This window comes from Pseudomonas sp. GW821-FHT05D12, assembly GCF_059419825.1.
This window is the reverse complement of sequence record NZ_JBWKSN010000011.1, coordinates 1-25,078: the sequence shown is the minus strand read 5'-3', so window position 1 is coordinate 25,078 and position 25,078 is coordinate 1. Positions and strand designations below refer to the sequence as shown.

Genomic DNA, 25,078 nt, shown 5'->3' with positions numbered 1-25,078 from the left:
GAGGAAGGCCTTGTGATTCGCGTACTGGTAGCCGAAGACCACACCATCGTTCGAGAAGGCATCAAGCAATTGATCGGCCTGGCCAAAGACCTGCAGGTCGTGGGCGAGGCGAGCAATGGCGAGCAGTTGCTCGAGACCTTGCGCCATGTGCCCTGCGAGGTGGTGTTGCTGGATATCTCGATGCCTGGCGTCAACGGTTTGGAGGCGATTGCGCGGATACGCGCGTTGAGCAATCCGCCGGCGATCCTGGTGCTGTCCATGCACGATGAAGCGCAGATGGCCGCCCGCGCCCTGAAGGTCGGTGCTGCCGGTTACGCAACCAAGGACAGCGACCCGGCGCTGTTGCTCACGGCGATCCGCAAGGTGGCGGCCGGTGGGCGCTACATCGATCCGGACCTGGCGGATCGCATGGTCTTTGAAGTCGGCCTGACCGACGCCCGTCCGCTGCATTCGCTGCTGTCGGAGCGGGAGTTCTCGGTGTTCGAGCGCCTGGCCCAGGGCGCCAATGTCAATGACATCGCCCAGCAGCTGGCGCTGAGCAGCAAGACCATCAGCACCCACAAGGCGCGGCTGATGCAGAAGCTCAATATCACTTCGTTGGCGGAACTGGTGAAGTACGCCATGGAGCACAAGCTTTTGTAAGACGCGGAGTGACGTCTATTCCTTGCCGGCGAAAGCGATTCTTCGTACGCATCGCCGCCGAGCCGGGCTTCTACAGGGAAGGGGCGTGTCTGTTTGCGACAGGTGTTTCGCAGGTAGATGCCCATTCTTGCCGCTTGCAGCGCGCATCTTGTCGCAGCACTGTCCTGTCCCCGCCATTCGTGTAGGGCGATCCCTACCCCCAACCTTCCATCCGGCTGATGCGATTCTCTCCTGGCCCCCGATTTCCGGGGTCTCGCGGCTGGACTACGCTTGTGCCACGGCAGTCCAAAACACAAAGGTGCGGGTATGAGCGAGGTGGATTCAAATGATGTGCTGGTCAGCTTTCGTGGCGTGCAGAAGAGCTACGACGGCGAGAACCTGATCGTCAAGGACCTCAACCTGGAGATTCGCAAGGGCGAGTTCCTCACCCTGCTCGGGCCGTCCGGGTCGGGCAAGACCACCAGCCTGATGATGCTCGCCGGCTTTGAAACGCCGACTGCCGGCGAAATCCAACTGGCCGGCCGCTCCATCAACAACGTGCCGCCGCACAAGCGTGATATCGGCATGGTGTTCCAGAACTACGCGTTGTTCCCGCACATGACCGTCGCCGAGAACCTCGCGTTCCCGCTGTCGGTGCGCGGCTTGAGCAAGACCGACATCAGCGAGCGGGTCAAGCGCGTGCTGAATATGGTCCAGCTCGATGCCTTCGCCCAGCGCTACCCGGCGCAACTCTCCGGCGGCCAGCAACAGCGCGTGGCATTGGCCCGGGCGCTGGTGTTCGAGCCGCAACTGGTGCTGATGGACGAACCCCTCGGCGCCCTCGACAAACAACTGCGTGAACACATGCAGATGGAGATCAAGCACCTGCACCAGCGGCTCGGCGTGACCGTGGTGTACGTGACCCACGACCAGGGCGAAGCCTTGACCATGTCTGACCGGGTAGCGGTGTTCCACCAGGGCGAGATCCAGCAGATTGCTGCGCCGCGCACCCTCTATGAAGAGCCGAAGAACACCTTCGTCGCCAACTTCATCGGCGAGAACAATCGCCTCAACGGGCGCCTGCACAGCCATACCGGCGACCGTTGCGTGGTGGAGCTGGCGCGCGGCGAGAAGGTCGAGGCGCTGGCGGTGAACGTCGGCCAGGTCGGCGGCCCGGTGACCCTGTCGGTTCGCCCTGAGCGCGTCAGCCTGAATGGTTCCAGCGAGAGCTGCAGCAACCGTTTCTCCGGGCGGGTGGCGGAGTTCATCTACCTGGGTGACCACGTGCGTGTGCGCCTGGAAGTCTGCGGCAAGACCGATTTTTTTGTGAAACAACCGATCGCCGAGCTGGACCCAGCGTTGGCGGTTGGCGACGTGGTACCGATTGGCTGGCAAGTCGAGCACGTTCGCGCACTCGACCCACTTCTAGAGGCGAATTGATCGCCCCATGGCTTCACCAACCCTGCACGTGGAGAGAACAACAATGTTGAGATCCCTTAAATATTCGGCCCTGGCGATTGGATTGATGGGCGCGACACAGGCCATGGCAGGCCCGGACCTGACGGTCGTGTCCTTCGGCGGCGCGAACAAGGCGGCCCAGGTCAAGGCCTTCTACGCACCGTGGGAAAGCGCCGGCAACGGCAAGATCGTCGCTGGCGAGTACAACGGCGAAATGGCCAAGGTCAAGGCCATGGTCGACACCAAGAGCGTGTCCTGGGACCTGGTGGAAGTCGAGTCCCCGGAACTGTCGCGTGGGTGCGACGAAGACATGTTCGAGCCACTGGACCCGAAACTGTTCGGCAACGCGGGCGACTACGTGAAGGGCGCGATCCAGCCGTGCGGCGTGGGCTTCTTCGTGTGGTCCACCGTATTGGCCTACAACGCCGACAAGCTGGCTTCTGCGCCGACCAGTTGGGCAGATTTCTGGGACACCAAGAAATTCCCGGGCAAGCGCGGCCTGCGCAAGGGCGCCAAGTACACCCTGGAATTCGCCTTGATGGCTGATGGGGTTGCACCGAAGGACGTCTACAAAGTGCTGGCCGGCAAGGATGGCCAGGACCGTGCGTTCAAGAAGCTCGACGAACTCAAGCCGTCGATCCAGTGGTGGGAAGCCGGTGCACAGCCGCCGCAGTACCTCGCCTCGGGTGACGTGGTGATGAGCTCGGCCTACAACGGTCGCATCGCTGCCGTGCAGAAAGAGAGCAACCTGAAAGTGGTGTGGAACGGCGGCATCTACGACTTCGATGCCTGGGCCATTCCAAAGGGCCTGGCCAAGGATCGCGCGGAAGCGGCGAAGAAATTCATCGCCTTCTCGGTGCAGCCGCAGCAGCAGAAAACCTATTCGGAAAACATCGCCTACGGCCCGGCCAATACCCAAGCCGTACCGTTGCTGGCCAAGGATGTGCTGAAGGATATGCCGACCACGCCAGAGAACATCGCCAACCAGGTGCAGATCGATGTGAGCTTCTGGGCGGATAACGGCGAGCAATTGGAGCAGCGCTTCAATTCCTGGGCTGCCAAATAACCTGCAACACCGCTGGACCCATGTGCGAACCGGTAAGTGTGGGAGCGGGCTTGCTCGCGAATACGGTGGATCAGTCTCCTCTTGGGCTGACTGTCACACCGCATTCGCGAGCCAGCGCGCTCCCACACAAGCCCGCCCCCACATGAAATCTGCTGTGTTGGGCAGAGCGCATTCATTTTCAAGTTCCGGAGTTTGCCATGGTTATCGCCATTCCCAGCCCCACCCTCAAGCAGCGCCTGGCGCGTGCCGAGCGGCTCAATCGCTGGAAGGCGCAGGCCTTGATTGCGCCGCTGGTGCTGTTTTTGCTGCTGGTGTTCCTGGTGCCGATTGTTGCGCTGCTTTACAAAAGCGTCGGCAACCCGGAAGTGGTGGGCGGTCTGCCGCGCACCGTGGTCGCGGTGAAGACCTGGGATGGCCGGGGTTTGCCGGGCGAGCCGGTGTATCAGGCCCTCAGCGAGGACCTGGGCGAAGCGCGTAAAAACCAGACCCTGGGCGACCTGTCCAAGCGCTTGAACATGGAACTGGCCGGCTATCGCAGCTTGCTGACCAAAACCGCGCGGGCGCTGCCGTTCAGCGACGCACCCGCTTCCTATAAAGAAGCGCTGGAAAGCCTCGATGAACGCTGGGGCGACCCGGCGTACTGGCAGGCGATCCGGCGCAATACCAGCAGCCTCACACCGTATTACCTGCTGGCGGCCGTCGATCATCGAATCGACGACCTCGGCGAAGTCGCCCCGGCCACGCCGGACCAGGCGATCTACCTGGACATCTTCGCCCGCACCTTCTGGATGGGCCTGGTGATCACCTTCGTGTGCCTGCTGCTGGCCTATCCCCTGGCCTACCTGTTGGCCAACCTGCCGGCGCGCAAAAGCAACCTGCTGATGATCCTCGTGCTGCTGCCGTTCTGGACCTCGATCCTGGTGCGGGTGGCGGCGTGGATCGTGTTGCTGCAGTCCGGTGGCCTGATCAATAGCGCGTTGATGGGCATGGGCCTGGTCGACAAACCGGTGGAGTTGGTGTTCAACCGCACCGGGGTCTACATCTCGATGGTGCACATCCTGCTGCCGTTCATGATCCTGCCGATCTACAGCGTGATGAAGGGCATCTCGCCCACCTATATGCGTGCGGCAATTTCCCTGGGTTGTCACCCATTCGCGAGCTTCTGGCGCGTGTACTTCCCGCAGACCTACGCCGGGGTCGGCGCCGGATGCCTGCTGGTGTTCATCCTGGCGATTGGTTACTACATCACGCCGGCGCTGCTCGGCAGCCCGAACGACCAGATGGTCAGCTACTTCGTGGCCTTCTACACCAACACGAGCATCAACTGGGGCATGGCGACGGCGCTGGGCGGCTTGCTGCTGCTGGCGACCGTGGTGCTGTACCTGATCTATAACCGGCTGGTGGGCGCCAGTCGCCTGCGCCTGAGCTGAGGAGACCTTGCGATGCTGAGCCCTTATATGTCGCCCGTCGAGCGGGTGTGGTTCTACAGCTTGCGGATTCTCTGCGGCCTGATCCTGCTGTTCTTGATCCTGCCCGTGCTGGTGATCATCCCTCTGTCGTTCAACAGCGGCAGTTTCCTGGTGTACCCGCTGCAGGGTTTTTCGCTGCACTGGTACCAGGACTTCTTCGCCTCGGCCGAATGGATGCGTGCCTTGAAGAACAGCATCATCGTCGCCCCGGCGGCCACGGTGCTGGCCATGGTGTTCGGCACGCTGGCGGCGATTGGCCTGACGCGCGGGAATTTCCCCGGCAAAGCCTTGGTCATGGCCTTGGTGATTTCGCCGATGGTGGTGCCGGTGGTGATCATTGGCGTGGCCAGTTACCTGTTCTTTGCGCCGCTGGGCCTGGGCAACAGTTTCTTCTCGCTGATTGTGGTGCACGCCGTGCTCGGCGTGCCGTTTGTCATCATCACCGTGTCGGCGACGTTGCAGGGGTTCAACCATAATCTGGTGCGGGCGGCTGCCAGCCTGGGCGCTTCGCCATTGACCGCGTTTCGCCGGGTGACCCTGCCGTTGATTGCACCGGGGGTGATCTCCGGCGCGCTGTTCGCCTTCGCCACGTCGTTCGACGAGGTGGTGGTGACGCTGTTCCTCGCCGGCCCCGAGCAAGCGACCCTGCCGCGCCAGATGTTCAGCGGCATCCGCGAGAACCTCAGCCCGACCATTGCTGCGGCGGCGACCTTGTTGATTGCCTTCTCGGTCTTGCTGTTGCTGACATTGGAATGGCTGCGCGGCCGCAGCGAAAAACTGCGTACCGCCCAGGTCTAAACCCAAGCGGAGATCAAAATGTGGGAGCGGGCTTGCTCGCGAGAGCGGTGGATCAGTAAAAGGTCTGTTGACTGACACACCGCTTTCGCGAGCAAGCCCACACACATTGGTTTTGTGTTCATTCAGACCATTCAGTTGCTGAATGGCTGACAACCTATTTCCCTCAGCTACTCTAGTGCCAGCCCATTTCCGAATAAGAGGCCGCGCACATGAGTACTTCCTCATTCAAGATCGCCCACAAACTGCTGACCGGCGCTGGCGCCATCGAACAACTGGCTGCCGAACTCACACGCCTGGATGTGGACAACCCGCTGATCGTCACCGATGCCGCACTGGTCAAGTCCGGCACCGTGGCGCTGGCGCTTGAACACCTTGGTGAGCGCACTTACGAAATCTTCGACCGCGTGCTGCCCGACCCGGAAATCGCCATCGTCGAGGACTGCATGCGCGTGTACCGCGAAGGCGGGCACGATGGCCTGATCGGCGTGGGCGGTGGCAGTGCCATCGACATCGCCAAGAGTGTCGCGGCCTATGCCGGTTACCACGGCGCGCTGGCGGATTTGTTCGGCGTCGACCAGGTGCCGCGCAAGGGCCCGCCGCTGATCGCGATCCCTACCACTGCCGGCACCGGCTCCGAGGTGACCAATGTGGCGATCCTCTCCGACAAGGCCGCGCAGTTGAAGAAAGGCATCGTCAGCGATTACCTGCTGCCGGATGTCGCGTTGATCAGCCCGCAAATGACCTTGACCTGCCCGCGCAGTGTCACCGCGGCCAGTGGTGTGGATGCGCTGGTGCATGCCATCGAGTCCTATTTGTCGCTGAACGCCTCGCCGATCACCGATGCCCTGGCCATTGGCGCGATCAAGCTGATTGCCACGGCGCTGCCCAAGGCCTACGCCAACCCGGCCAACCTGCAGGCCCGCGATGACATGGCCACCGCGAGCCTGATGGCCGGCATGGCATTCGGTAACGCCGGGGTCGGCGCGGTGCACGCATTGGCGTACCCGCTGGGCGGACGCTTTAATATCGCCCACGGCGTGAGCAACGCCCTGTTGCTGCCGTATGTGATGCACTGGAACAAGCTGGCCTGTGTCGAGCGCATGCAGGACATTGCCCAGGCCATGGGCGTGAATGTGAGCGGGCTCAGCGTCAACGATGCGGCCGACCAGGCAGTCGAGGCGATGACACGCTTGTGCGCTGCCGTGGAGATCCCGGCAGGCCTGCGCAGCTTTGGCGTGCCCGAGGAGGCTATCGCGTCCATGGCCACCGAAGCGGCCGGTATCGAGCGCCTGATGCGCAACAATCCGCGCAAGCTCAGCGCGGCGGATATCGAGAAAATCTATCGGGCTGCGTACTAGCCGTTGAGCCAGGTCACGGTGCGCAGGGCAAAGCATGAGGTATACAATGCGCGCCATCGTGATTTAGCTCAAAAAAGGTGCGTCATGCAGCCCTTCGTCATTGCTCCATCGATTCTCTCCGCCGACTTCGCCCGCCTGGGTGAGGAAGTGGACAAAGTGTTGGCCGCCGGTGCCGACTTCGTGCACTTCGATGTCATGGACAACCACTACGTGCCCAACCTGACCATCGGCCCGATGGTCTGCGCGGCGCTGCGCAAGTACGGCGTCACCGCGCCGATCGACGCGCACCTGATGGTCAGCCCGGTGGACCGCATCGTCGGCGACTTCATCGAGGCCGGCGCCACCTACATCACGTTCCACCCGGAAGCCACGCTGCACGTCGACCGCACCCTGCAACTGATCCGCGAAGGCGGCTGCAAGGCGGGCCTGGTGTTCAACCCGGCGACCCCGTTGAGCGTGCTTGAATACGTGATGGACAAGGTCGACATGGTCTTGCTGATGAGCGTCAACCCAGGCTTCGGCGGGCAGAAGTTCATCCCCGGCACCCTGAACAAACTGCGCGAAGCCCGCGCGCTGATCGATGCCTCGGGCCGCGATATCCGCCTGGAAATCGACGGCGGGGTCAACGTCAACAATATCCGTGAAATCGCAGCAGCAGGCGCCGACACCTTTGTGGCCGGCTCGGCGATCTTCAACGCCCCCGATTACCAGGAAGTCATCGACAAGATGCGTGCAGAACTGGCGCTGGCGCGTCCATGAGCGGCTTCGAGCAGCTGTTTCCCGGCAAGCTGCCACGGCTGGTGATGTTCGATCTGGACGGTACGTTGATCGATTCGGTGCCTGACCTGGCAGCGGCGGTGGACGAGATGCTGCTCAAGCTGGGGCGCAAGCCGGCGGGGATCGAATCGGTGCGCGAGTGGGTCGGCAACGGCGTGCAGATGCTGGTGCGCCGGGCCTTGGCCAATCACATCGATGCCGAAGGCGTCGACGATGTCGAGGCCGAGCACGCCCTGGAACTGTTCAATGCCGCCTATGAAAGCGGCCACGAACTGACCGTGGTCTACCCCGGCGTGCGCGACACGCTCAAATGGCTGAGCAAGCAGGGCGTGGAAATGGCCCTGATCACCAACAAGCCGGAGCGTTTCGTCGCGCCGCTGTTGGACCAGATGAAAATCGGCCGGTATTTCCGCTGGATCATCGGTGGCGATACCTTGCCGCAGAAGAAGCCCGACCCGGCAGCGCTGTTTTTCGTGATGAAAATGGCCAATATCCCGGCCTCCCAGTCGTTGTTTGTCGGCGATTCGCGCAGTGATGTGCTGGCGGCAAAGGCCGCTGGCGTGCAGTGCGTGGCGCTCAGTTACGGCTACAACCATGGCCGGCCGATCGCCGAAGAGTCGCCGGCGCTGGTGATTGATGACCTGCGACTGTTAATCCCCGGTTGCTTGGGAGCGGGCGCTGAGATAACGTTGCCCGACATCGATCCGTCCCCTTCTGGAAATTCCATCGTGGTGGTCACTCGCAAACTCTGGATGAAAGTCATCAAGGCCCTGGCCCGCTGGCGTTGGCGCGCCTGACTGATCCTGGCCGCGCTGCGGCACGTTTGCATACCTGACTGTTAGACCCTCATGCCACGAGGCACATCATGACCCGCGAAGAATTCCTGCGTTTGGCCGCTGCCGGCTATAACCGCATTCCCCTGGCCTGTGAAACCCTGGCCGACTTCGATACGCCGCTGTCGATCTACCTGAAACTGGCCGACGAGCCCAACTCCTACCTGCTCGAATCGGTACAGGGCGGCGAGAAGTGGGGCCGTTACTCGATCATCGGCCTGCCGTGCCGCACCGTACTGCGGGTGCACGACCATCACGTGAGCATCACCCATGATGGCGTCGAGATCGAAAGCCATGACGTGGAAGACCCGCTGGCGTTCGTCGAAACCTTCAAGGCGCGCTACAACGTGCCGACCATCCCTGGCCTGCCGCGTTTCAACGGCGGCCTGGTGGGGTATTTCGGCTACGACTGCGTGCGCTACGTGGAAAAACGCCTGGGCAAATGCCCGAACCCGGATCCGCTGGGTGTGCCTGACATTCTGTTGATGGTCTCGGATGCGGTGGTGGTGTTCGACAACCTCGCCGGCAAGATGCACGCGATCGTGCTCGCCGACCCGTCCAAGGCCGACGCCTTCGAGCAGGGCCAGGCCAGCCTCGAAGCCCTGCTGGAAAAACTGCGCCAGCCGATCACCCCGCGTCGCGGCCTGGACCTCAGCCGTCCACCGGCAGCCGACCCGATCTTTCGTTCAAGCTTTACTCAGGATGACTACGAGCGCGCGGTCGATACCATCAAGGAATACATCCTCGCCGGTGACTGCATGCAAGTCGTGCCGTCGCAGCGCATGTCCATCGACTTCAAGGCTGCGCCGATCGACCTGTATCGCGCGCTGCGCTGCTTCAACCCGACGCCGTACATGTACTTCTTCAACTTTGGCGACTTCCACGTGGTGGGCAGTTCGCCGGAAGTGCTGGTGCGGGTCGAAGACAACCTGATCACCGTGCGCCCGATCGCCGGCACACGCCCGCGTGGCGCGACCGAAGAAGCCGACCTGGCGCTGGAAGAAGACCTGCTCAGTGACGACAAGGAAATCGCCGAGCACCTGATGCTGATCGACCTGGGCCGCAACGACACGGGGCGTGTGTCGGAAATCGGTTCGGTGAAACTCACCGAGAAGATGGTGATCGAGCGTTACTCGAATGTGATGCACATTGTGTCCAACGTCACCGGTGAGCTGAAAGCCGGCTTGACCGCGATGGACGCGCTGCGCGCGATTCTGCCGGCGGGCACCTTGTCGGGTGCGCCGAAGATCCGCGCGATGGAGATCATCGACGAGCTGGAACCGGTCAAGCGCGGTGTCTACGGCGGCGCCGTGGGTTATTTCGCCTGGAACGGCAACATGGACACCGCCATTGCGATCCGTACGGCGGTGATCAAGGACGGGGAACTGCACGTGCAGGCCGGCGGCGGGATCGTCGCCGACTCGGTGCCGGCCCTCGAATGGGAAGAAACCCTGAACAAGCGCCGCGCGATGTTCCGCGCCGTTGCGCTGGCTGAACAGACCCCCAATTCCTGAGGTTTCCCCCATGTTGCTGATGATTGATAACTACGACTCCTTTACCTACAACGTTGTGCAGTACCTGGGCGAGCTGGGTGCCGAGGTCAAGGTAGTGCGCAACGACGAACTGAGCGTGGCCGAGATCGCTGCCCTGAACCCGGAGCGTATCGTGGTTTCGCCAGGCCCGTGCACGCCGACCGAGGCGGGTATTTCCCTGGAAGCAATCCAATATTTCGCCGGCAAGCTGCCGATCCTGGGCGTGTGCCTGGGCCACCAGTCCATCGGCCAGGCCTTTGGCGGTGACGTGGTGCGCGCGCGCCAGGTGATGCACGGCAAGACCAGCCCGGTGTTCCATAATGATGTGGGCGTGTTTCACGGCCTCAACCTGCCGGTGACCGTGACCCGCTACCATTCGCTGGTGGTCAAGCGCGAGACCCTGCCGGAATGCCTGGAACTCACCGCCTGGACCCAGCTGGAAGACGGTTCGGTCGACGAGATCATGGGCCTGCGTCACAAGACACTGAATATCGAAGGGGTGCAATTTCACCCCGAATCGATCCTGACCGAGCAGGGCTACGAGCTGTTCGCCAACTTTCTCAAGCAGAGCGGCGGCACGCGCTAAGGACTTTCCATGGATATCAAGACTGCCCTGAGCCGTATCGTCGGCCACCTGGACCTGAGCACCGCTGAAATGAGCGATGTGATGCGCGAGATCATGACCGGTCAATGCACCGACGCGCAGATCGGCGCGTTCATGATGGCCATGCGCATGAAGAGCGAGAGCATCGACGAGATCGTCGGCGCCGTGTCGGTCATGCGCGAGCTGGCGGACAAGGTTGAGCTCAAGACCCTCGATGGCGTGGTCGACGTGGTCGGCACCGGCGGCGACGGTGCGAATATTTTCAACGTGTCGACGGCGTCCTCCTTTGTGGTCGCGGCGGCGGGTTGCACCGTGGCCAAGCACGGCAACCGTGCGGTGTCCGGCAAGAGCGGCAGTGCCGACCTGCTGGAAGCAGCCGGCATCTACCTCAACCTGACCCCGGTACAAGTGGCGCGCTGCATCGACAACGTCGGCATCGGCTTCATGTTTGCCCAGTCCCACCATGGCGCGATGAAGCACGCCGCCGGCCCGCGCAAGGACCTCGGCCTGCGCACCCTGTTCAACATGCTCGGCCCGCTTACGAATCCGGCCGGTGTGAAGCACCAGGTGGTCGGCGTGTTCAGCCAGGCCCTTTGCCGGCCCCTGGCGGAAGTATTGCAACGCCTGGGCAGCAAGCATGTGCTGGTGGTGCATTCCAAGGACGGCCTGGACGAATTCAGCCTGGCAGCACCGACCTTCGTGGCGGAGTTGAAGGACGACCAGGTCACCGAATACTGGGTCGAGCCTGAAGACTTGGGCATGAAAAGCCAGAGCCTGCACGGCCTGGCGGTGGAAAGCCCGGCGGCATCGCTGGAACTGATTCGCGATGCCCTCGGGCGTCGCAAGACCGAGAACGGTCAAAAAGCGGCGGAAATGATTGTTCTGAATGCTGGCGCGGCACTTTACGCAGCCGACCACGCCTATAGTCTTAAGGAAGGTGTCGCCTTGGCCCACGATGCGCTGCACACTGGTCTGGCTCGCGAGAAGCTCGAAGAACTGGGAGCATTCACCGCAGTATTCAAGATGGAGAATGAAGGATGAGTGTGCCGACCGTTCTGGAAAAGATCCTGGCCCGCAAGGCCGAAGAAGTCGCCGAGCGCCGTGCTCGCGTCAGCCTCGCCGAGCTGGAAAGCCAGGCGAAAATCGCTGACGCACCGCGTGGCTTTGCCAATGCGCTGATCAAGCAGGCCAAGGAAAAACAGCCTGCCGTCATTGCTGAAATCAAGAAGGCTTCGCCCAGCAAGGGTGTGATTCGCGAGATCTTCGTTCCTGAAGACATTGCCAAGAGCTATGAGAAGGGCGGGGCGACTTGCCTCTCCGTGCTCACCGATATCGATTACTTCCAAGGCAGCGACCTGTTCCTGCAGCAGGCTCGCGCGGCGTGCAAGTTGCCGGTGATCCGCAAGGATTTCATGGTCGACCCGTACCAGATCGTCGAAGCCCGCGCCTTGGGCGCCGACTGCGTGCTGCTGATCGTCTCCGCGCTGGATGATGTGAAGATGGCGGAGCTGGCGGCCGTGGCCAAGAGTGTCGGCCTGGATGTGCTGGTCGAAGTACACGACGGTGATGAGCTGGAACGTGCGCTGAAAACCCTCGACACGCCGCTGGTGGGCGTCAACAACCGTAATCTGCACACCTTCGAAGTCAGCCTGGAAAACACCCTCGACCTGCTGCCGCGGATTCCGCGCGACCGTCTGGTGATTACCGAGAGTGGCATCGTCAACCGTGCCGATGTGGAACTGATGGAAATCAGTGGGGTGTACTCGTTCCTGGTGGGCGAGACCTTCATGCGCGCCGAGAACCCGGGGGCGGAGTTGCAGCGTCTGTTCTTCCCGGAGCGTGGCGTGGCGGTGAGTGGTTCGACCCTCGACTGACTTTCAACGTCGGTAAGTGTGGGGGGCTGGCTTTTGTGGGAGCTGGCTTGCCTGCGATAGCGTCACCTTGGTGATATAGATACACCGAGGTGCCTGCATCGCAGGCAAGCCAGCTCCCACATTTGGTTCTGTGCTGATCCAGAGAGGTAAGTGTTCGATGACCAAGCCAATGTCGATGACTGTCCAAGCAGGTCTTGCCGCTGAGCAAGACCTCCTGGCGGCCGTTTGCGCGGGTGAGCAGGAATTCGGCCTATTGTTCTGGCAACCCAGCGACCAAGCCCTGGTAATGCCCCGCCGCTTGAGTCGGCTGCCGGCATTCGAAACCGCCAGCCAGGTCTCGGCGGACGCCGGTTGGCCGGTATTGCTGCGCGAAACCGGCGGCGAGCCGGTGCCGCAGTCGAGTGCCACGGTGAATATTGCCCTGGTCTACGCCCCCCCGCGTAGCGAAGGCGACCAAGGCCGCATCGAAACCGGTTACCAGCGTTTATGCCAGCCGATCTGCGATCTGTTGATCGAGTTGGGCGGTGACGCCTCGGTCGGTGAAATCGACGGGGCGTTTTGTGACGGTCGCTATAACGTCAACCTCAACGGTCGCAAGATGGTCGGCACTGCGCAGCGCTGGCGACAAGTCGGCGGTCGTCCGGTGGGGTTGGTGCACGGTGCGCTGTTGCTGGAAAACGACCGCGATGAGTTGATCGCGGCGGTCAATCGCTTCAACCAGGCGTGTGGCCTTGAGCAGCGGGTGCGTGCCGACAGCCATATCGCCCTGCACGAAGCCTTCGCCGCGCCGGACGCCATCAGCCGGCTCGACACGTTGTACCGTCAGATGCTGGCCAGCTTCCTGCCGGTTTAACGGGTACCGAACACCACCATCGTCTTGCCTTTGACGTGCACCAGGTTGCGCTCTTCGAGGTCCTTGAGCACCCGTCCGACCATCTCCCGTGAACAGCCGACAATGCGCCCGATTTCCTGGCGCGTGACTTTGATCTGCATGCCGTCGGGATGGGTCATGGCGTCGGGCTGCTTGCACAACTCCAACAGGCAGCGCGCCACGCGGCCGGTGACATCAAAGAACGCCAGGTCGCCGACCTTGCGCGTGGTGTCACGCAGACGCTGGGCGATTTGCCCGCTGAGGGCGTAGAGAATGTCGGGATCGTGCTGGGCCAGTTCGCGAAATTTGGCGTAACTTATCTCGGCCACTTCGCATTCGACCTTGGCGCGCACCCAGGCACTGCGCTCCTGCTCCTTGCCGGCCTGTTCAAACAGCCCCAGCTCCCCAAAGAAATCCCCGGTGTTCAGGTAGGCGATGATCATTTCACGGCCGTCTTCATCCTCGATCAGGATGGTGACCGAGCCTTTGATAATGAAGAACAGCGTTTCGGAGCGCTCGCCCGCGCAGATGATGTTGTGCTTGGCCGGATAGCGCCGGCGCTGGCAGTGCATCAGCAGCTTGTCGAGATTCTTGATCTTGGGTATGGGAGTAAGAGCAACCATGGTTGTATCCCGAAAAGACTGCACGGTGTAGATGGATTTGTTTTTATACCAGCGGTATCGGCATTGATACACGCTGTACAAAGGATGGCAATGCGCCATTGAGTTGGCGCCAGCTTACCAGACACATTCTGTCTCTATTAGCCAAATTAGCCGGGAAACCCTGCTATTGATCGCTTTCATGGGAAACACTGCCGTGATCAGCCCCTGTGCTAAGCTGGCGACCCTTTTTTAGCAGTGGAGTCTGGGCGATGAAGGCACGCATCCAATGGGCGGGCGAAGCCATGTTCCTCGGTGAGTCGGGCAGTGGCCATGTGGTGGTCATGGATGGCCCGCCGGAAGCCGGTGGCCGTAACCTGGGCGTACGCCCGATGGAAATGCTCCTGCTGGGTGTAGGCGGTTGCAGCAATTTCGACGTGGTCAGTATCCTGAAGAAGTCCCGCCAGGCCGTGGAAAGCTGCGAAGCGTTCCTGGAAGCCGAGCGCGCCACTGAAGATCCCAAGGTGTTCACCAAGATCCACATGCACTTTGTGGTCAAGGGGCGGGCGCTGAAGGAAGCCCAGGTCAAGCGGGCCATCGAGCTGTCGGCAGAGAAGTACTGCTCGGCGTCGATCATGCTGGGCGCGGCCGGTGTGGCCATCACCCATGATTACGAAATCATCGAGCTGGGTTGATCGCACAATCTGCTGGCAAAAAGAAAGGGCGCTTTGAAAGCGCCCTTTTTTTGCGACTCAGGCTTGCTGTATTCAGATCCGATACGTGCTTTTGGTCATGACCTTGGCCAGCACGCTCATGCCAAACCGCACCGGAGCCGGGAAACGAAAGCCGCCGGCATCCAGCGCGCTTTCGGCGTGGTGCTCTTCGTCGATGCGCATTTGTTCGAGAATCGCCCGCGACTTTTCGTCTTCGGCCGGCAGTTGCTCAAGGTGTTCATCCAGGTGCTTGCACACCTGATGTTCGGTTGCTGCGACAAAACCCAGGCTGACCTTGTCGCTGATCAGCCCTGCGGCGGCGCCGATGCCAAACGACAAGCCATAAAACAGCGGGTTCAGCACGCTGGGGTGGCTCCCCAACTGGCGGATGCGTTGCTCGCACCAGGCCAGGTGGTCGATTTCTTCCTCGGCCGCATGCTCCATGGCTGCACGCACCTGCGGCAACTTGGCGGTCAAGGCCTGGCCTTGATACAGCGCCTGGGCACAGACTTCACCGGTATGGTTGATACGCATCAGGCCAGCGACATGGCGGGTATCGGTCTCGCTCATCTGTGCATCGGGCTGCACGATGGCGGGCGACGGGCGATACGGTTGGCCGCTGAAAGGCAGCAGCGTGCGCATGGCCATGTCGGCTTGCAGCAACAGGCGATCAATCGGCGAGTAGTGACGTTGGGTAGTCATGCTGACCTCCGGGAAGAATCTCGGCGGCCAGTTTACCGCAAGAGAGGGGGGAGCGTTTGCGCTGAGTCAATTTGCCCTTGTGGCGAGGGAGCTTGCTGCCGTTCGACTACGAAGCAGTCGCAAGCTCCAACGGGGAATCAGCCCGGCGGCCAGTTCATCTGGCGCTGACCCAGCACATGCATATGGATGTGATAAACGGTCTGTCCGCCTTTCGGGTTGCAGTTCATCACCACCCGGAAGCCTTCTTCGCAGCCTTGTTCCACCGCCAGGCGCTGGGCAGTGAACAGAATATGGCCAGCCAGGGCTTTGTCTTCCTCAGTCAGGTCGTTGAGGGTGGGAATGTGTTTCTTCGGGATCACCAGGAAATGCACGGGGGCTGCCGGGTGGATGTCCTTGAAGGCAAGGACTTGATCATCTTCGTAGATGATATCCGCGGGTATTTCTCTGTTGATGATCTTGGTGAACAGAGTATCCACAGCTGTTTCTCCATTATGAAAGTGCAGGGTGAGTGTACTCAGGCAATCAGCGCGGGCAATAGGCCTTGTTGATGGCCCCGGCAATCTTGCGGGTGAGCCAGCGCGGGCTGAAACGCGGGCTGAAGGCGATCCAGCGGTTGCGTCGGCCGGGAATGATGATGGCTTTGTTCTTTTCCAGCGCACGCACGGTATAAAGCGCCACTTCTTCCGGGCTCATCAGCTTGTCGCTGCCCTCGAGCTTGGCCGTGTCCATTTGCGCGGTGCCGTAGAACGCGGTACGCGTCGGGCCCGGGCAGAGTACCGAAACCTTGATGCCGCAGGTCTTGAGTTCTTCACGCAGTCCTTCGGAGAAGTGCAGTACATAGGCTTTGCTGGCGTAATAGCTGCTCATCCACGGGCCGGGTTGGAACGCCGCGACCGAGGCAACGTTGAGGATCTGCCCGCCGCCATGCAACGCCATGGCATTGCCAAGGGCGTGACACATGCGGGTCAGGGCCAGGATGTTGACTTCGATCAGGTCCTGCTCGGTCATCCAGTCCTGGGCCAGGAATGGGCCGCTGGTGCCGATGCCGGCGCAGTTCACCAGTAAATCGATCTGCCGCTCGCCTTCTTCCAGCTCCAGCAGGAACCCGGACAAGCGCAGTGGCTCGCCCAGGTCGCAGGCGCGAAACAGCACTTCGACGCCAAAGCGTTGAGTCAATTCGATTGCAATGCTTTCCAACTGATCACGCTGGCGGGCCACCAGAATCAAGCTGCGGCCGCGACGGGCAAGGGCTTCGGCCAAGGCCAGGCCGATGCCGCTGGAGGCACCGGTGATCAGAGCGTAACGGGTCATGCCTTTCTCCATCGCAACGCCCCCGGCCTGTGACGGAGGCATCACAGGCGGCGGGCGTTTCTTTACTGTTCTGGAGAGTCTACAGGTTCGGCCGCTTCGTCAGCACTTTGCGCGTCGTCTTCCTCGACAGTGGCGGCTTGATCGGCGTCGTCATCGGAGGTGATGGAGCTGCTTTCGTAGCTGCTGTCCATGTTGGCTTCGAGCTGGTCCAGGTAACCGTTCATGCCCAGCGTGACGACGATGGCCAGCACCACCGGGATAAACGCCAGCCACAACGTGGCGAGGACTTTTACCGCCGTGGAGTTGCGCGGAGGCGGTGCGCCGTATTGGTTGGCGCCCGCATTACCTGGCAATACCAGCAGCAGGATCGGGAAGACGCTGTTCACCAGCGGTACGAGGTTGAGAAAGTACAGCCAGCCGGACCATCCCAGGTCGTGCAGGCGCTGCACACCGATTTGCACGCTGACCCACACCAGCGCAACGAACAGTGCCAGGCCGAGCACCACGCCAATGAGGGTGCCCAATACTGGCGAGGCCGTGGCTACCGCGAAACTGACGGTGCTGATAATGCCGCCAGCCACCAGCAGCGCGAGAGTCAGTACCAGCGTCCAGGCCAGATACCGCAGACGGCCAATGCGCCCATGGATGGTGAAGACCTTGAGGGTGGCGTATTCCGGCAGGTCATCGCCCACGGTGGCGCGTGGCGGGGCGTAAGGTGAGGCCGCCGGTCGCGAGTAATCAGTGTTGGAGGACTCCGTCTCGTGGGTTTCGGCGAGGCTGAAGGCCACTGGTTGTTCGGGTTCGATGCGCGCATCCACCCCGGCGTTTTTCAGCGCAGTGAGGTAGGTTTCGGCATCCGGACGGGATAGATCGCGTTTGAGTGCAACCGGGCGGCCAGTGAAGAGTTTCTCGATGGCTTCGACTTCACTCTTGAACAGCTCGGCCAGGTTCAGTTTGGCCGTGGTGCTTTCGACACCCGGGAGCAAGGCTCCATCAAACACAATCTTGAAACGGTTGTCGCTCATGCGGGCTTCCTTGTCACTTGTTCAGGGAGGTGGTGCAGGCTTGCCGGATGGGCAGGCCTTGCGATGGGTTCAGCGTGGCCAGCGCAATTGTGCCGCCTGCTCGCGCGCCTTGCGGTATTCGGCATCCAGGCGGGCAACGAGTTCATCGACGCTGGGCAAATCGTCAATCTCGCCGACACCCTGGCCGGCAGACCATACCGTCTTCCAGGCTTTCGCTTCGTCGCTCAACGGCTTGAGCTTGGAGCCGAAGTTGACTTCGCCCTTGCCTTGCAGCGCAGCCAGGTCGAAACCGGCGTTTTCCAGGCTCTGGCGCATGAAGCTGGCAGGCACGCCGGAGACAGCGGGAGTGTGCACGATGTCGGCGGCGCGCGATGTGAGCAGCATCTCTTTATAGGCATCCGGGGCGTGGCTTTCGGTGGTGCCGATAAAGCGCGTGCCGAAATACGCCAGGTCTGCGCCCAGCAACTGGGCCGCGAGGATTTCATGTCCATGGTTGAGGCAGCCGGCTAGCAGCAGGGTCTTGTCGAAGAACTGGCGAATCTCGGCGATCAGTGCGAATGGGCTCCAGGTGCCAGCATGACCACCGGCTCCGGCGGCTACGGCAATCAAGCCATCCACGCCGGCTTCAGCGGCCTTTTCGGCATGGCGCCGGGTCGTGACATCGTGGAATACCAAGCCGCCGTAGCTGTGGACGGCATCCACCAGCTCCTTCACTGCACCGAGGCTGGTGATGACGATGGGCACCTTGTGCTCGACGCAGATCGCCAGGTCAGCCTCAAGCCGTGGGTTGCTGTTATGCACGATCAGGTTGACGGCATACGGCGCGGGATTGTCCAACTGCGCCAGGCCCGCTTCGATTTCCTCCAGCCAAGCCTTGAAGCCGCTGCTCTCGCGCTGATTGAGCGCCGGAAAGCTGCCGACCACCCCGTTGCGACAGCACGCCAGGACCAGCTGGGGGTTGGAAATCAGAAACATCGGCGCAGCGACGACCGGCAGGCGCAGACGTTGTTCAAGCAAAGCGGGCAGCGACATTGGAGGTACCCCTAGTAATTGAAATTAGAACGGTTTGACCACGACCAAAATTACGATAGCCAGCAATATCAGAACGGGCACTTCATTGAACCAGCGATAAAAGACATGGCTGCGGGTGTTTTCGCCACGGGCGAAGCGTTTTACCTGCGCGCCGCACATGTGGTGGTAGCCGATCAGCAACACCACCAGGGTGAGCTTGGCGTGGATCCAGGCGCCGGATTTAAAGATCGCAGGGTTGAGCGCAATCAGCCAGATGCCGAATACCAGGCTGGCGACCATCGCCGGGCCCATGATGCCGCGGTAGAGCTTGCGCTCCATGATGCTGAAGCGTTCCTTGCTGACGGTGTCTTCGCTTTGGGCGTGGTAGACAAACAGGCGTGGCAGGTAGAACAACCCGGCAAACCAGCAGACGATGCTGACGATGTGGAAGGCTTTGATCCATAGATAGAGCATTTCTAGTTATTCCCAGGTTCACGGTAACTGAAGATAGTAGTGGCTCATGCGCCCGTACGTCACGTTGACGGTTGTCGCAGGACGATACGGCCCCTATTATCGACGGCTTTCCAGTGGGTTCGTTGAGGGCAGGTTTATGGTCAAGGTCGGTATCGTCGGCGGCACGGGTTACACCGGTGTCGAATTGCTGCGTCTGTTGGCTCAGCATCCGCAAGCTGAGGTGGTGGTCATCACTTCCCGATCCGAGGCCGGACTGGCCGTGGCCGATATGTACCCGAACCTGCGCGGCCACTATGACGGCCTGGCGTTCAGCGTTCCGGACATCAAGACACTGGGCGCCTGCGATGTGGTGTTCTTTGCCACTCCTCACGGCGTTGCTCACGCGTTGGCTGGCGAATTGCTGGCTGCGGGCACCAAGGTGATCGACTTGTCGGCGGACTTTCGCCTGCAGGACGCCGATGAGTGGGCCAAGTGGTACGGCCAGCCCCACGGTGCGCCGCAATTGCTGGAGGAAGCGGTCTACGGTCTGCCGGAAGTCAATCGTGAGCAGATCAAGCAAGCGCGGCTGATCGCGGTACCGGGGTGCTATCCGACCGCCACGCAGTTGGGTTTCCTGCCATTGCTGGAAGCGGGCCTGGCGGATGCTTCGCGCCTGATCGCGGACTGCAAGTCGGGTGTGAGTGGCGCCGGTCGTGGTGCGGCTGTGGGTTCGCTGTACTCCGAGACGTCGGAAAGCATGAAGGCATACGCGGTAAAAGGGCATCGCCATCTGCCGGAAATCCGCCAAGGGCTGCGCCGTGCCGCAGGTAAGGAGGTGGGCCTGACTTTCGTGCCGCATCTGACGCCGATGATCCGTGGCATTCACTCCACACTCTACGCAACCGTGGTCGATCGGTCGGTGGATCTGCAGGCATTGTTTGAAAAGCGCTACGCCAATGAACCGTTCGTCGACGTGATGCCAGCCGGCAGCCACCCGGAAACCCGCAGCGTGCGCGGCGCCAACGTTTGCCGGATTGCCGTGCACCGTCCTCAGGATGGCGATCTGGTCGTGGTGCTGTCGGTGATCGACAACCTGGTCAAGGGCGCGTCGGGCCAGGCGGTGCAGAACATGAACATCCTGTTTGGCCTGGATGAGAAGCTGGGCTTGTCCCACGCGGGCATGCTGCCTTAAAAACAGCTTCAAGGTGTAGGTGGCAAGCTTGAAGCTCATGGCTTGAAGCTTGCCACTGCTCCCATAATAGTTGACCGCTTTTCTAGGAGAAGCGGATAATGCCGGCCATTACGCATATGGCGGCGCTACGCCGGGAGATTATCAGCATGAGCGTTGAATCCTTCACCCCCACGGCTTTGCAATTCACCCACGGTGCTGCGCACAAGGTGAAGAGCCTGGTCGATGAAGAGGGTAATGATCGCTTGAAGCTGCGCGTATTCGTTACGGGCGGCGGTTGTTCAGGGTTTCAGTACGGTTTTACCTTCGATGAAGATGTGGCCGATGACGACACCATCGTCGAGCGCGAGGGCGTGAGCCTGGTCGTGGATCCGATGAGCTTCCAATACCTGGCAGGTGCCGAGGTGGATTACCAGGAAGGTCTGGAGGGGTCGCGTTTCGTGATCAAGAACCCTAACGCTACCACTACCTGTGGTTGCGGGTCTTCGTTCTCGATCTGATCGACGTCCTGGTCTGCAACGGATACAAAAACGCCGCTTGGCTTTGATCGGCCAAGCGGCGTTTTGCTGTCTGGGTATTGTTACGCGGGGTAAATGGCACCCAGTACCCGTAGTCCGCGTGCACCGGTGACGCTCGGGCGGTTGGCGGCAATGCCTGCCAGGCAACAATGGGCCAGCCAGGCGAAGGCCATCGCTTCGACCCAGTCGGGGTCTACGCCGAAAGTGGCAGTACTGCTGACCTGGGTCGCAGGGAGCAGCGCGGCCAGCCGCTTCATCAGTGTGCCATTGTGGGCGCCGCCGCCACAGACCAGCAGCGTCTCTGTCTGGGCCTGTGCAGCCTGCAAGGACTCGACGATAGTCTGGGTCGTCAGTTCCAGCAGGGTAGCCTGGACATTTTGGGGCTCGAACACGGGCAAGCGTGCGAGGTGTCGTTGCAGCCACTCGAGGTTGAACACTTCGCGCCCGGTGCTTTTCGGGCCTTGGGTCTGAAAGAAGGGATCGGCCAGCAGCGCGTTGAGCAGTTGGGGTTCTACCTTGCCGCTGGCAGACCACTGGCCGTCGCGATCAAAGTGTTCGCCGCGCTGCAGGTGAATCCAGGCGTCCAACAAGACGTTGCCCGGGCCGCAGTCGAAACCGGCGACAGGCTTGCCGGTCTCGATCAGGCTGAGATTGCTGAAGCCTCCCACATTCAATACGGCACGGTTGCCGGTGCGTTCACCAAACAATGCCTCATGAAACGCGGGCACCAATGGCGCGCCCTGGCCGCCGGCAGCCACATCGCGGCTGCGAAAGTCACTGACAACCGTGATGCCTGTCAGCTCTGTGAGTAGAGCAGGGTTGCCAATCTGCACCGTAAAACCCCGAGCGGGTTCGTGGCGGATGGTCTGGCCATGGCTGCCAATCGCGCGGATGTCCTGGGGCTTGAGGTTTTGCTGCTCGAGCAAGGCGTGAATGCCTTGCGCGGCGAGTTCTACCCAGTGCTGCTGGGCGATGGCCGAGCGCGCTATCTCATCCGGGCCGCTGGCGCAAAGACCCAGCAGCTCGGTGCGCAGTGCGCTGGGCATGGGGATGTAGTGCGTGGCGATCAGTTTGATCGCCGGGTCTTGTTCGATCAGGGCTATGTCCAGGCCATCAAGGCTGGTCCCGGACATCACACCTATATAGCGTGGCATGGCTTAGCGCTTCGCCGAGGCGAGCAGGGTGGAGCGCTCCTGGTCCATGCGCGCCATCAGCGGCTGGCTTTGTTGCAGGAAGCGTGCGCGCTCGGCCTTGGCGATCGGGTCGGCCATTGGCAGTTTCTGGCCCAGTGGATCGACGTGCACGCCATTCACCTGGAACTCGTAGTGCAAGTGCGGGCCGGTCGACAGGCCGGTGGTGCCGATGTAGCCGATGACCTGGCCTTGCTTGACATTACTGCCGGTCGACACGCCCTTGGCGAAGCCCTGCATGTGGCCATACAGCGTGCGGTAGGTATTGCCGTGCTGGATGATCACGGTATTGCCGTAACCGCCGCGACGTCCGGCCAGCAGCACTTTGCCGTCACCGGCTGCCTTGATGGGCGTGCCGCGCGGGGCTGCGTAGTCCACGCCCTTGTGAGCGCGAATTTTGTTCAGAATTGGATGCTTGCGACCCATGGAGAAACGCGAGCTAATACGAGCGAAGTCTACCGGGGTGCGGATGAAGGCCTTGCGCATGCTATTGCCATCGGCGGTGTAGTAGCTGCTGTTGCCTTGCTTGTTGGTGTAGCGCACGGCGGTGTAGGTCTTGCCGCGGTTGGTGAAGCGCGCGGAGAGAATATTGCCGGTACCGACCACTTTGCCGTTGGCGACTTTCTGCTCGTAGATCACGTCGAATTCGTCGCCCTGGCGGATGTCCTGAGCGAAGTCGATGTCGTAGCCAAACACGCTGGCCATGTCCATGGTCATGCTATGGGACAAGCCAGCGCGCGCGGCGGATTGTGACAGCGAGCTGTTGATCACGCCGTGGACGTAGGCGGAGCGCATCACCGGCTTGGTGGTAATGCGGTTGAAGGCGAAGCCTTTGGCACCCTTGGTCAGGGTGATGCTTTCAAGGTCGCTGACATTGCTGTGCAGGTTGTTCAGCTGGCCATCGGGAGTGAATTCAAATTCAAGCTTTTGGCCATGTTTGAGCTGGGTGAATTGCTTGGCTTGTTTGTCGCTGGCCAGTACCTCGTTAACGGTAGTGGCAGGGAGGCCGACTTTCCCGAACAGGGTCGACAGGGTGTCGCCCTTGGTCACGATCACTTCGCGGTGCAGAGGGTTCTTGGCCGCGTCGGCAGCCGGTGCAGGCTGGTCCTGGGTTGCCTGCTGGGTGTCTTCGGGGCTGCTTTCTATCTGTGCGAACGGCGATTCGGTTGGCGCATTTGTGGCTTGTTGTGCGTCGGAAGCGTCTTGATCTTGTGTGAGTTGTTCAACCGGGCTTTCCAGGTCAAGGCTCAGGGATGTTCGTTTGGCTTCTACGTCACTGGAAGGGAATACCAGGAGTGCCAGGCTGAGAAGGGCGGCGATACCACTTGCTGCGAGCAGGTGGGTCTTCGGGTAAAGCGGCGGCGCTTTAGACGGTTCTGTGGTCATAAGTAATTTTGACTTTGAAGATGAAATGGAAAAGATGAATGACATGATGAAGATGAAATAACTGTATAAAATATAACCAAATCATCTGTGGCGCAAGCTCGCGAACGCTGGGCTTGCTGAACGGTGTCCGTGCGCAGGGCAAAACTTGTAATTAGTCCCTGATCTTGTATGGTTGGTTCCCTTTTGAATCTGAGCCTTGCGGGTCTGTTATGAAGTCGGTTGAAGAGCAGCTAGCGCTGATAAAACGTGGTGCGGAAGAACTGTTGGTCGAGGCCGAGCTGATCGAAAAGCTCAAGCGTGGCCAGCCCCTGCGTATCAAGGCTGGCTTTGATCCGACGGCGCCGGATCTGCACCTGGGGCATACCGTGCTTATTAATAAGCTGCGCCAGTTCCAGGAACTGGGGCACCAGGTCATCTTCCTTATAGGTGACTTCACCGGGATGATCGGTGATCCGAGCGGCAAGAGTGCAACGCGTCCGCCGCTGACGCGCGAGCAGGTTCTCGACAATGCCGAGACCTACAAGACTCAGGTGTTCAAGATTCTCGATCCGGCGAAAACCGAGGTGGCGTTCAACTCCACCTGGATGGATCAGATGGGTCCGGCGGATTTCATTCGCTTGACCTCCCAGTACACCGTGGCGCGCATGCTTGAGCGCGATGACTTCGACAAGCGTTACTCGACAAATCAGCCGATCGCCATTCATGAGTTCCTATATCCGCTGGTTCAGGGCTATGACTCGGTAGCGTTGCGTGCTGACGTTGAGTTGGGCGGCACTGACCAGAAGTTCAACCTGTTGATGGGGCGTGAACTGCAGCGTGCTTATGGGCAGGAGGCCCAGTGCATTCTGACCATGCCGTTGCTGGAAGGGTTGGATGGCGTCAAGAAGATGTCCAAGTCCCTGGGCAACTATGTCGGCATCCAGGAAGCGCCGGGCGTGATGTACGGCAAGCTGGTTTCCATTCCCGACGCGCTGATGTGGCGCTACTTCGAGCTGTTGAGCTTCCGCTCCATGGATGAGATCAATGCCCTGCGCGCCGATGTCGAGGCGGGCGCCAATCCGCGTGACGTCAAGATCAAGCTGGCTGAAGAGATCGTTGCGCGCTTCCATGGTGAAGAGGCAGCGGCCAGTGCGCATCGCGCGGCGGGCAATCGCATGAAGGATGGCGAGCTGCCGGATGATCTGCCGGAGATTGAGCTGTCTGCCGCTGAGGCGATGCCGATTGCTGCTGTGCTTAATAAGGCAGGCCTGGTCAAGAACTCGGCGGTTGCGCGTGACCTCCTGGGCTCCGGTGGTGTGCGTATAGATGGTGAGGTTGTCGATCGCACCTTTATATACGCGCTGGGCGCTACCCACGTCTGCCAGGCCGGGAAGAAGGCATTTGCGCGTATTACGCTCAAATCCGAATAAACCTGAAATTAAGTGTTGACGGCGAATTATATCTGTCTATAATTCGCCCCACTTCCGGCGCAGTCGAAACGGAAAACTCCTTGGTAAACAAAGAGTTACGCGAGATTCGGCAGCGACTTGCTTCAGTTCATCGAAGCCCAGAAGGAGTTGGTAGAGCAGTGGTGTTTGGCTCTATTAACGTTTCGATCTTCTCGGTCGAAAGCGGAGAAAAAGAGGTGTTGACAGCAGCGTGTGACGCTGTAGAATTCGCCTCCCGCTAACGAGAGATCGGAAGCGCAAGTGGTTGAAGTTGTTGAAGAAATCTTCGAAAG

General features: G+C 60.8%; 26 protein-coding genes. 17 read left to right on the top strand and 9 right to left on the bottom strand.

All coding sequences use genetic code 11. From position 1 onward, the window contains the following. Positions 1–12 precede the first annotated feature (12 nt). The 13 genes from AC07SI_RS20470 to AC07SI_RS20410 all read left to right on the top strand — a co-directional run bounded on the left by AC07SI_RS20470 (position 13) and on the right by AC07SI_RS20410 (position 13,243). The gene (locus tag AC07SI_RS20470; protein ID WP_065904613.1) at positions 13–642 is read left to right on the top strand and encodes a response regulator; all 630 of its coding nucleotides are present in this window, start codon (positions 13–15) and stop codon (positions 640–642) included. A 306-nt stretch (positions 643–948) separates the two neighbouring features. After that, on the top strand, positions 949–2,061 hold the full coding sequence (locus tag AC07SI_RS20465) for an ABC transporter ATP-binding protein (protein WP_065904611.1): 1,113 nt from the start codon (positions 949–951) through the stop codon (positions 2,059–2,061). A gap of 43 nt (positions 2,062–2,104) precedes the next feature. Then, on the top strand, positions 2,105–3,145 hold the full coding sequence (locus tag AC07SI_RS20460) for an ABC transporter substrate-binding protein (RefSeq protein WP_106802479.1): 1,041 nt from the start codon (positions 2,105–2,107) through the stop codon (positions 3,143–3,145). Positions 3,146–3,342: 197 nt separating this feature from the next. After that, positions 3,343–4,575 (top strand): ABC transporter permease, encoded by a 1,233-nt coding sequence (locus AC07SI_RS20455; protein ID WP_065904609.1) that lies wholly within the window; start codon positions 3,343–3,345, stop codon positions 4,573–4,575. 12 nt (positions 4,576–4,587) lie between these two features. Then, positions 4,588–5,412 (top strand): ABC transporter permease, encoded by an 825-nt coding sequence (locus AC07SI_RS20450; RefSeq protein WP_017739612.1) that lies wholly within the window; start codon positions 4,588–4,590, stop codon positions 5,410–5,412. Between the two features lie 209 nt (positions 5,413–5,621). Further along, positions 5,622–6,770 (top strand): iron-containing alcohol dehydrogenase, encoded by a 1,149-nt coding sequence (locus AC07SI_RS20445; RefSeq protein ID WP_120450178.1) that lies wholly within the window; start codon positions 5,622–5,624, stop codon positions 6,768–6,770. Positions 6,771–6,854: 84 nt separating this feature from the next. Next, complete coding sequence (rpe, locus tag AC07SI_RS20440; RefSeq protein ID WP_065904606.1) at positions 6,855–7,529, top strand: ribulose-phosphate 3-epimerase; 675 nt, start codon at positions 6,855–6,857, stop codon at positions 7,527–7,529. Further along, positions 7,526–8,344, top strand: a complete 819-nt coding sequence (locus AC07SI_RS20435) for a phosphoglycolate phosphatase (protein WP_495006403.1) — start codon at positions 7,526–7,528, stop codon at positions 8,342–8,344. Before rpe ends, AC07SI_RS20435 begins: the two co-directional genes overlap by 4 nt. Before the next feature lie 68 nt (positions 8,345–8,412). Continuing rightward, positions 8,413–9,894, top strand: a complete 1,482-nt coding sequence (gene trpE, locus AC07SI_RS20430; RefSeq protein ID WP_213552734.1) for an anthranilate synthase component I — start codon at positions 8,413–8,415, stop codon at positions 9,892–9,894. Positions 9,895–9,904: 10 nt separating this feature from the next. Beyond that, positions 9,905–10,498 (top strand): aminodeoxychorismate/anthranilate synthase component II, encoded by a 594-nt coding sequence (locus AC07SI_RS20425; protein ID WP_065904600.1) that lies wholly within the window; start codon positions 9,905–9,907, stop codon positions 10,496–10,498. Positions 10,499–10,507: 9 nt separating this feature from the next. Continuing rightward, a complete protein-coding gene (gene trpD / locus AC07SI_RS20420; RefSeq protein WP_065904599.1) occupies positions 10,508–11,557 on the top strand; it encodes an anthranilate phosphoribosyltransferase in 1,050 nt (349 codons plus the stop codon). Beyond that, positions 11,554–12,390 (top strand): indole-3-glycerol phosphate synthase TrpC, encoded by an 837-nt coding sequence (trpC, locus tag AC07SI_RS20415; RefSeq protein WP_213552735.1) that lies wholly within the window; start codon positions 11,554–11,556, stop codon positions 12,388–12,390. The genes trpD and trpC overlap by 4 nt, the downstream gene beginning before the upstream one ends. Positions 12,391–12,547: 157 nt before the next feature. Further along, positions 12,548–13,243 carry a lipoate--protein ligase family protein gene (locus AC07SI_RS20410; RefSeq protein WP_495006402.1) on the top strand — a complete coding sequence of 232 codons (696 nt, stop codon included), beginning with the start codon at positions 12,548–12,550 and terminating at the stop codon, positions 13,241–13,243. Here AC07SI_RS20410 and crp read toward each other — a convergent pair. After that, entirely contained in the window at positions 13,240–13,884 is a 645-nt protein-coding gene (gene crp / locus AC07SI_RS20405) for a cAMP-activated global transcriptional regulator CRP (protein WP_065904593.1), read from the bottom strand. The two genes, AC07SI_RS20410 and crp, sit on opposite strands and share 4 nt — an antisense overlap. Positions 13,885–14,132: 248 nt before the next feature. Between crp and AC07SI_RS20400 the strand changes: the two genes are divergently transcribed. Then, on the top strand, positions 14,133–14,555 hold the full coding sequence (locus tag AC07SI_RS20400; protein ID WP_005792019.1) for an OsmC family protein: 423 nt from the start codon (positions 14,133–14,135) through the stop codon (positions 14,553–14,555). 72 nt (positions 14,556–14,627) lie between these two features. On the opposite strand, the gene coq7 is transcribed toward AC07SI_RS20400, so the two are convergent. The 6 genes from coq7 to hemJ form a co-directional block, all read right to left on the bottom strand. Beyond that, positions 14,628–15,275: a 2-polyprenyl-3-methyl-6-methoxy-1,4-benzoquinone monooxygenase gene (gene coq7, locus AC07SI_RS20395; RefSeq protein ID WP_017138087.1), complete on the bottom strand. Its 648-nt coding sequence runs from the start codon at positions 15,273–15,275 to the stop codon at positions 14,628–14,630. Between the two features lie 137 nt (positions 15,276–15,412). Beyond that, a complete protein-coding gene (locus tag AC07SI_RS20390) occupies positions 15,413–15,751 on the bottom strand; it encodes a histidine triad nucleotide-binding protein (protein ID WP_010206940.1) in 339 nt (112 codons plus the stop codon). Between the two features lie 46 nt (positions 15,752–15,797). Continuing rightward, the gene (locus AC07SI_RS20385) at positions 15,798–16,586 is read right to left on the bottom strand and encodes an SDR family NAD(P)-dependent oxidoreductase (RefSeq protein WP_065904592.1); all 789 of its coding nucleotides are present in this window, start codon (positions 16,584–16,586) and stop codon (positions 15,798–15,800) included. Between the two features lie 62 nt (positions 16,587–16,648). Then, positions 16,649–17,611, bottom strand: coding sequence for a DUF805 domain-containing protein (locus tag AC07SI_RS20380; protein WP_106802485.1), 963 nt, complete (start codon positions 17,609–17,611; stop codon positions 16,649–16,651). A 69-nt stretch (positions 17,612–17,680) separates the two neighbouring features. After that, positions 17,681–18,643 carry an NAD(P)H-dependent flavin oxidoreductase gene (locus tag AC07SI_RS20375; protein ID WP_065904588.1) on the bottom strand — a complete coding sequence of 321 codons (963 nt, stop codon included), beginning with the start codon at positions 18,641–18,643 and terminating at the stop codon, positions 17,681–17,683. A 24-nt stretch (positions 18,644–18,667) separates the two neighbouring features. Further along, positions 18,668–19,096 (bottom strand): protoporphyrinogen oxidase HemJ, encoded by a 429-nt coding sequence (gene hemJ, locus AC07SI_RS20370; RefSeq protein ID WP_106802486.1) that lies wholly within the window; start codon positions 19,094–19,096, stop codon positions 18,668–18,670. A 136-nt stretch (positions 19,097–19,232) separates the two neighbouring features. Between hemJ and argC the strand changes: the two genes are divergently transcribed. Continuing rightward, positions 19,233–20,267, top strand: a complete 1,035-nt coding sequence (gene argC, locus AC07SI_RS20365) for an N-acetyl-gamma-glutamyl-phosphate reductase (protein WP_106802487.1) — start codon at positions 19,233–19,235, stop codon at positions 20,265–20,267. 146 nt (positions 20,268–20,413) lie between these two features. Next, on the top strand, positions 20,414–20,764 hold the full coding sequence (gene erpA / locus AC07SI_RS20360) for an iron-sulfur cluster insertion protein ErpA (RefSeq protein WP_003176443.1): 351 nt from the start codon (positions 20,414–20,416) through the stop codon (positions 20,762–20,764). Between the two features lie 80 nt (positions 20,765–20,844). Here the strand turns inward: erpA and AC07SI_RS20355 are convergent, their stop codons facing one another. Further along, the gene (locus AC07SI_RS20355; protein WP_495006401.1) at positions 20,845–21,936 is read right to left on the bottom strand and encodes an anhydro-N-acetylmuramic acid kinase; all 1,092 of its coding nucleotides are present in this window, start codon (positions 21,934–21,936) and stop codon (positions 20,845–20,847) included. A 3-nt stretch (positions 21,937–21,939) separates the two neighbouring features. Continuing rightward, entirely contained in the window at positions 21,940–23,358 is a 1,419-nt protein-coding gene (locus AC07SI_RS20350) for a peptidoglycan DD-metalloendopeptidase family protein (RefSeq protein ID WP_495006400.1), read from the bottom strand. A 209-nt stretch (positions 23,359–23,567) separates the two neighbouring features. Here AC07SI_RS20350 and tyrS point away from each other — a divergent pair, with 209 nt between their 5' ends. After that, positions 23,568–24,767, top strand: a complete 1,200-nt coding sequence (gene tyrS / locus AC07SI_RS20345; protein WP_065904579.1) for a tyrosine--tRNA ligase — start codon at positions 23,568–23,570, stop codon at positions 24,765–24,767. Positions 24,768–25,078: the final 311 nt, after the last annotated feature.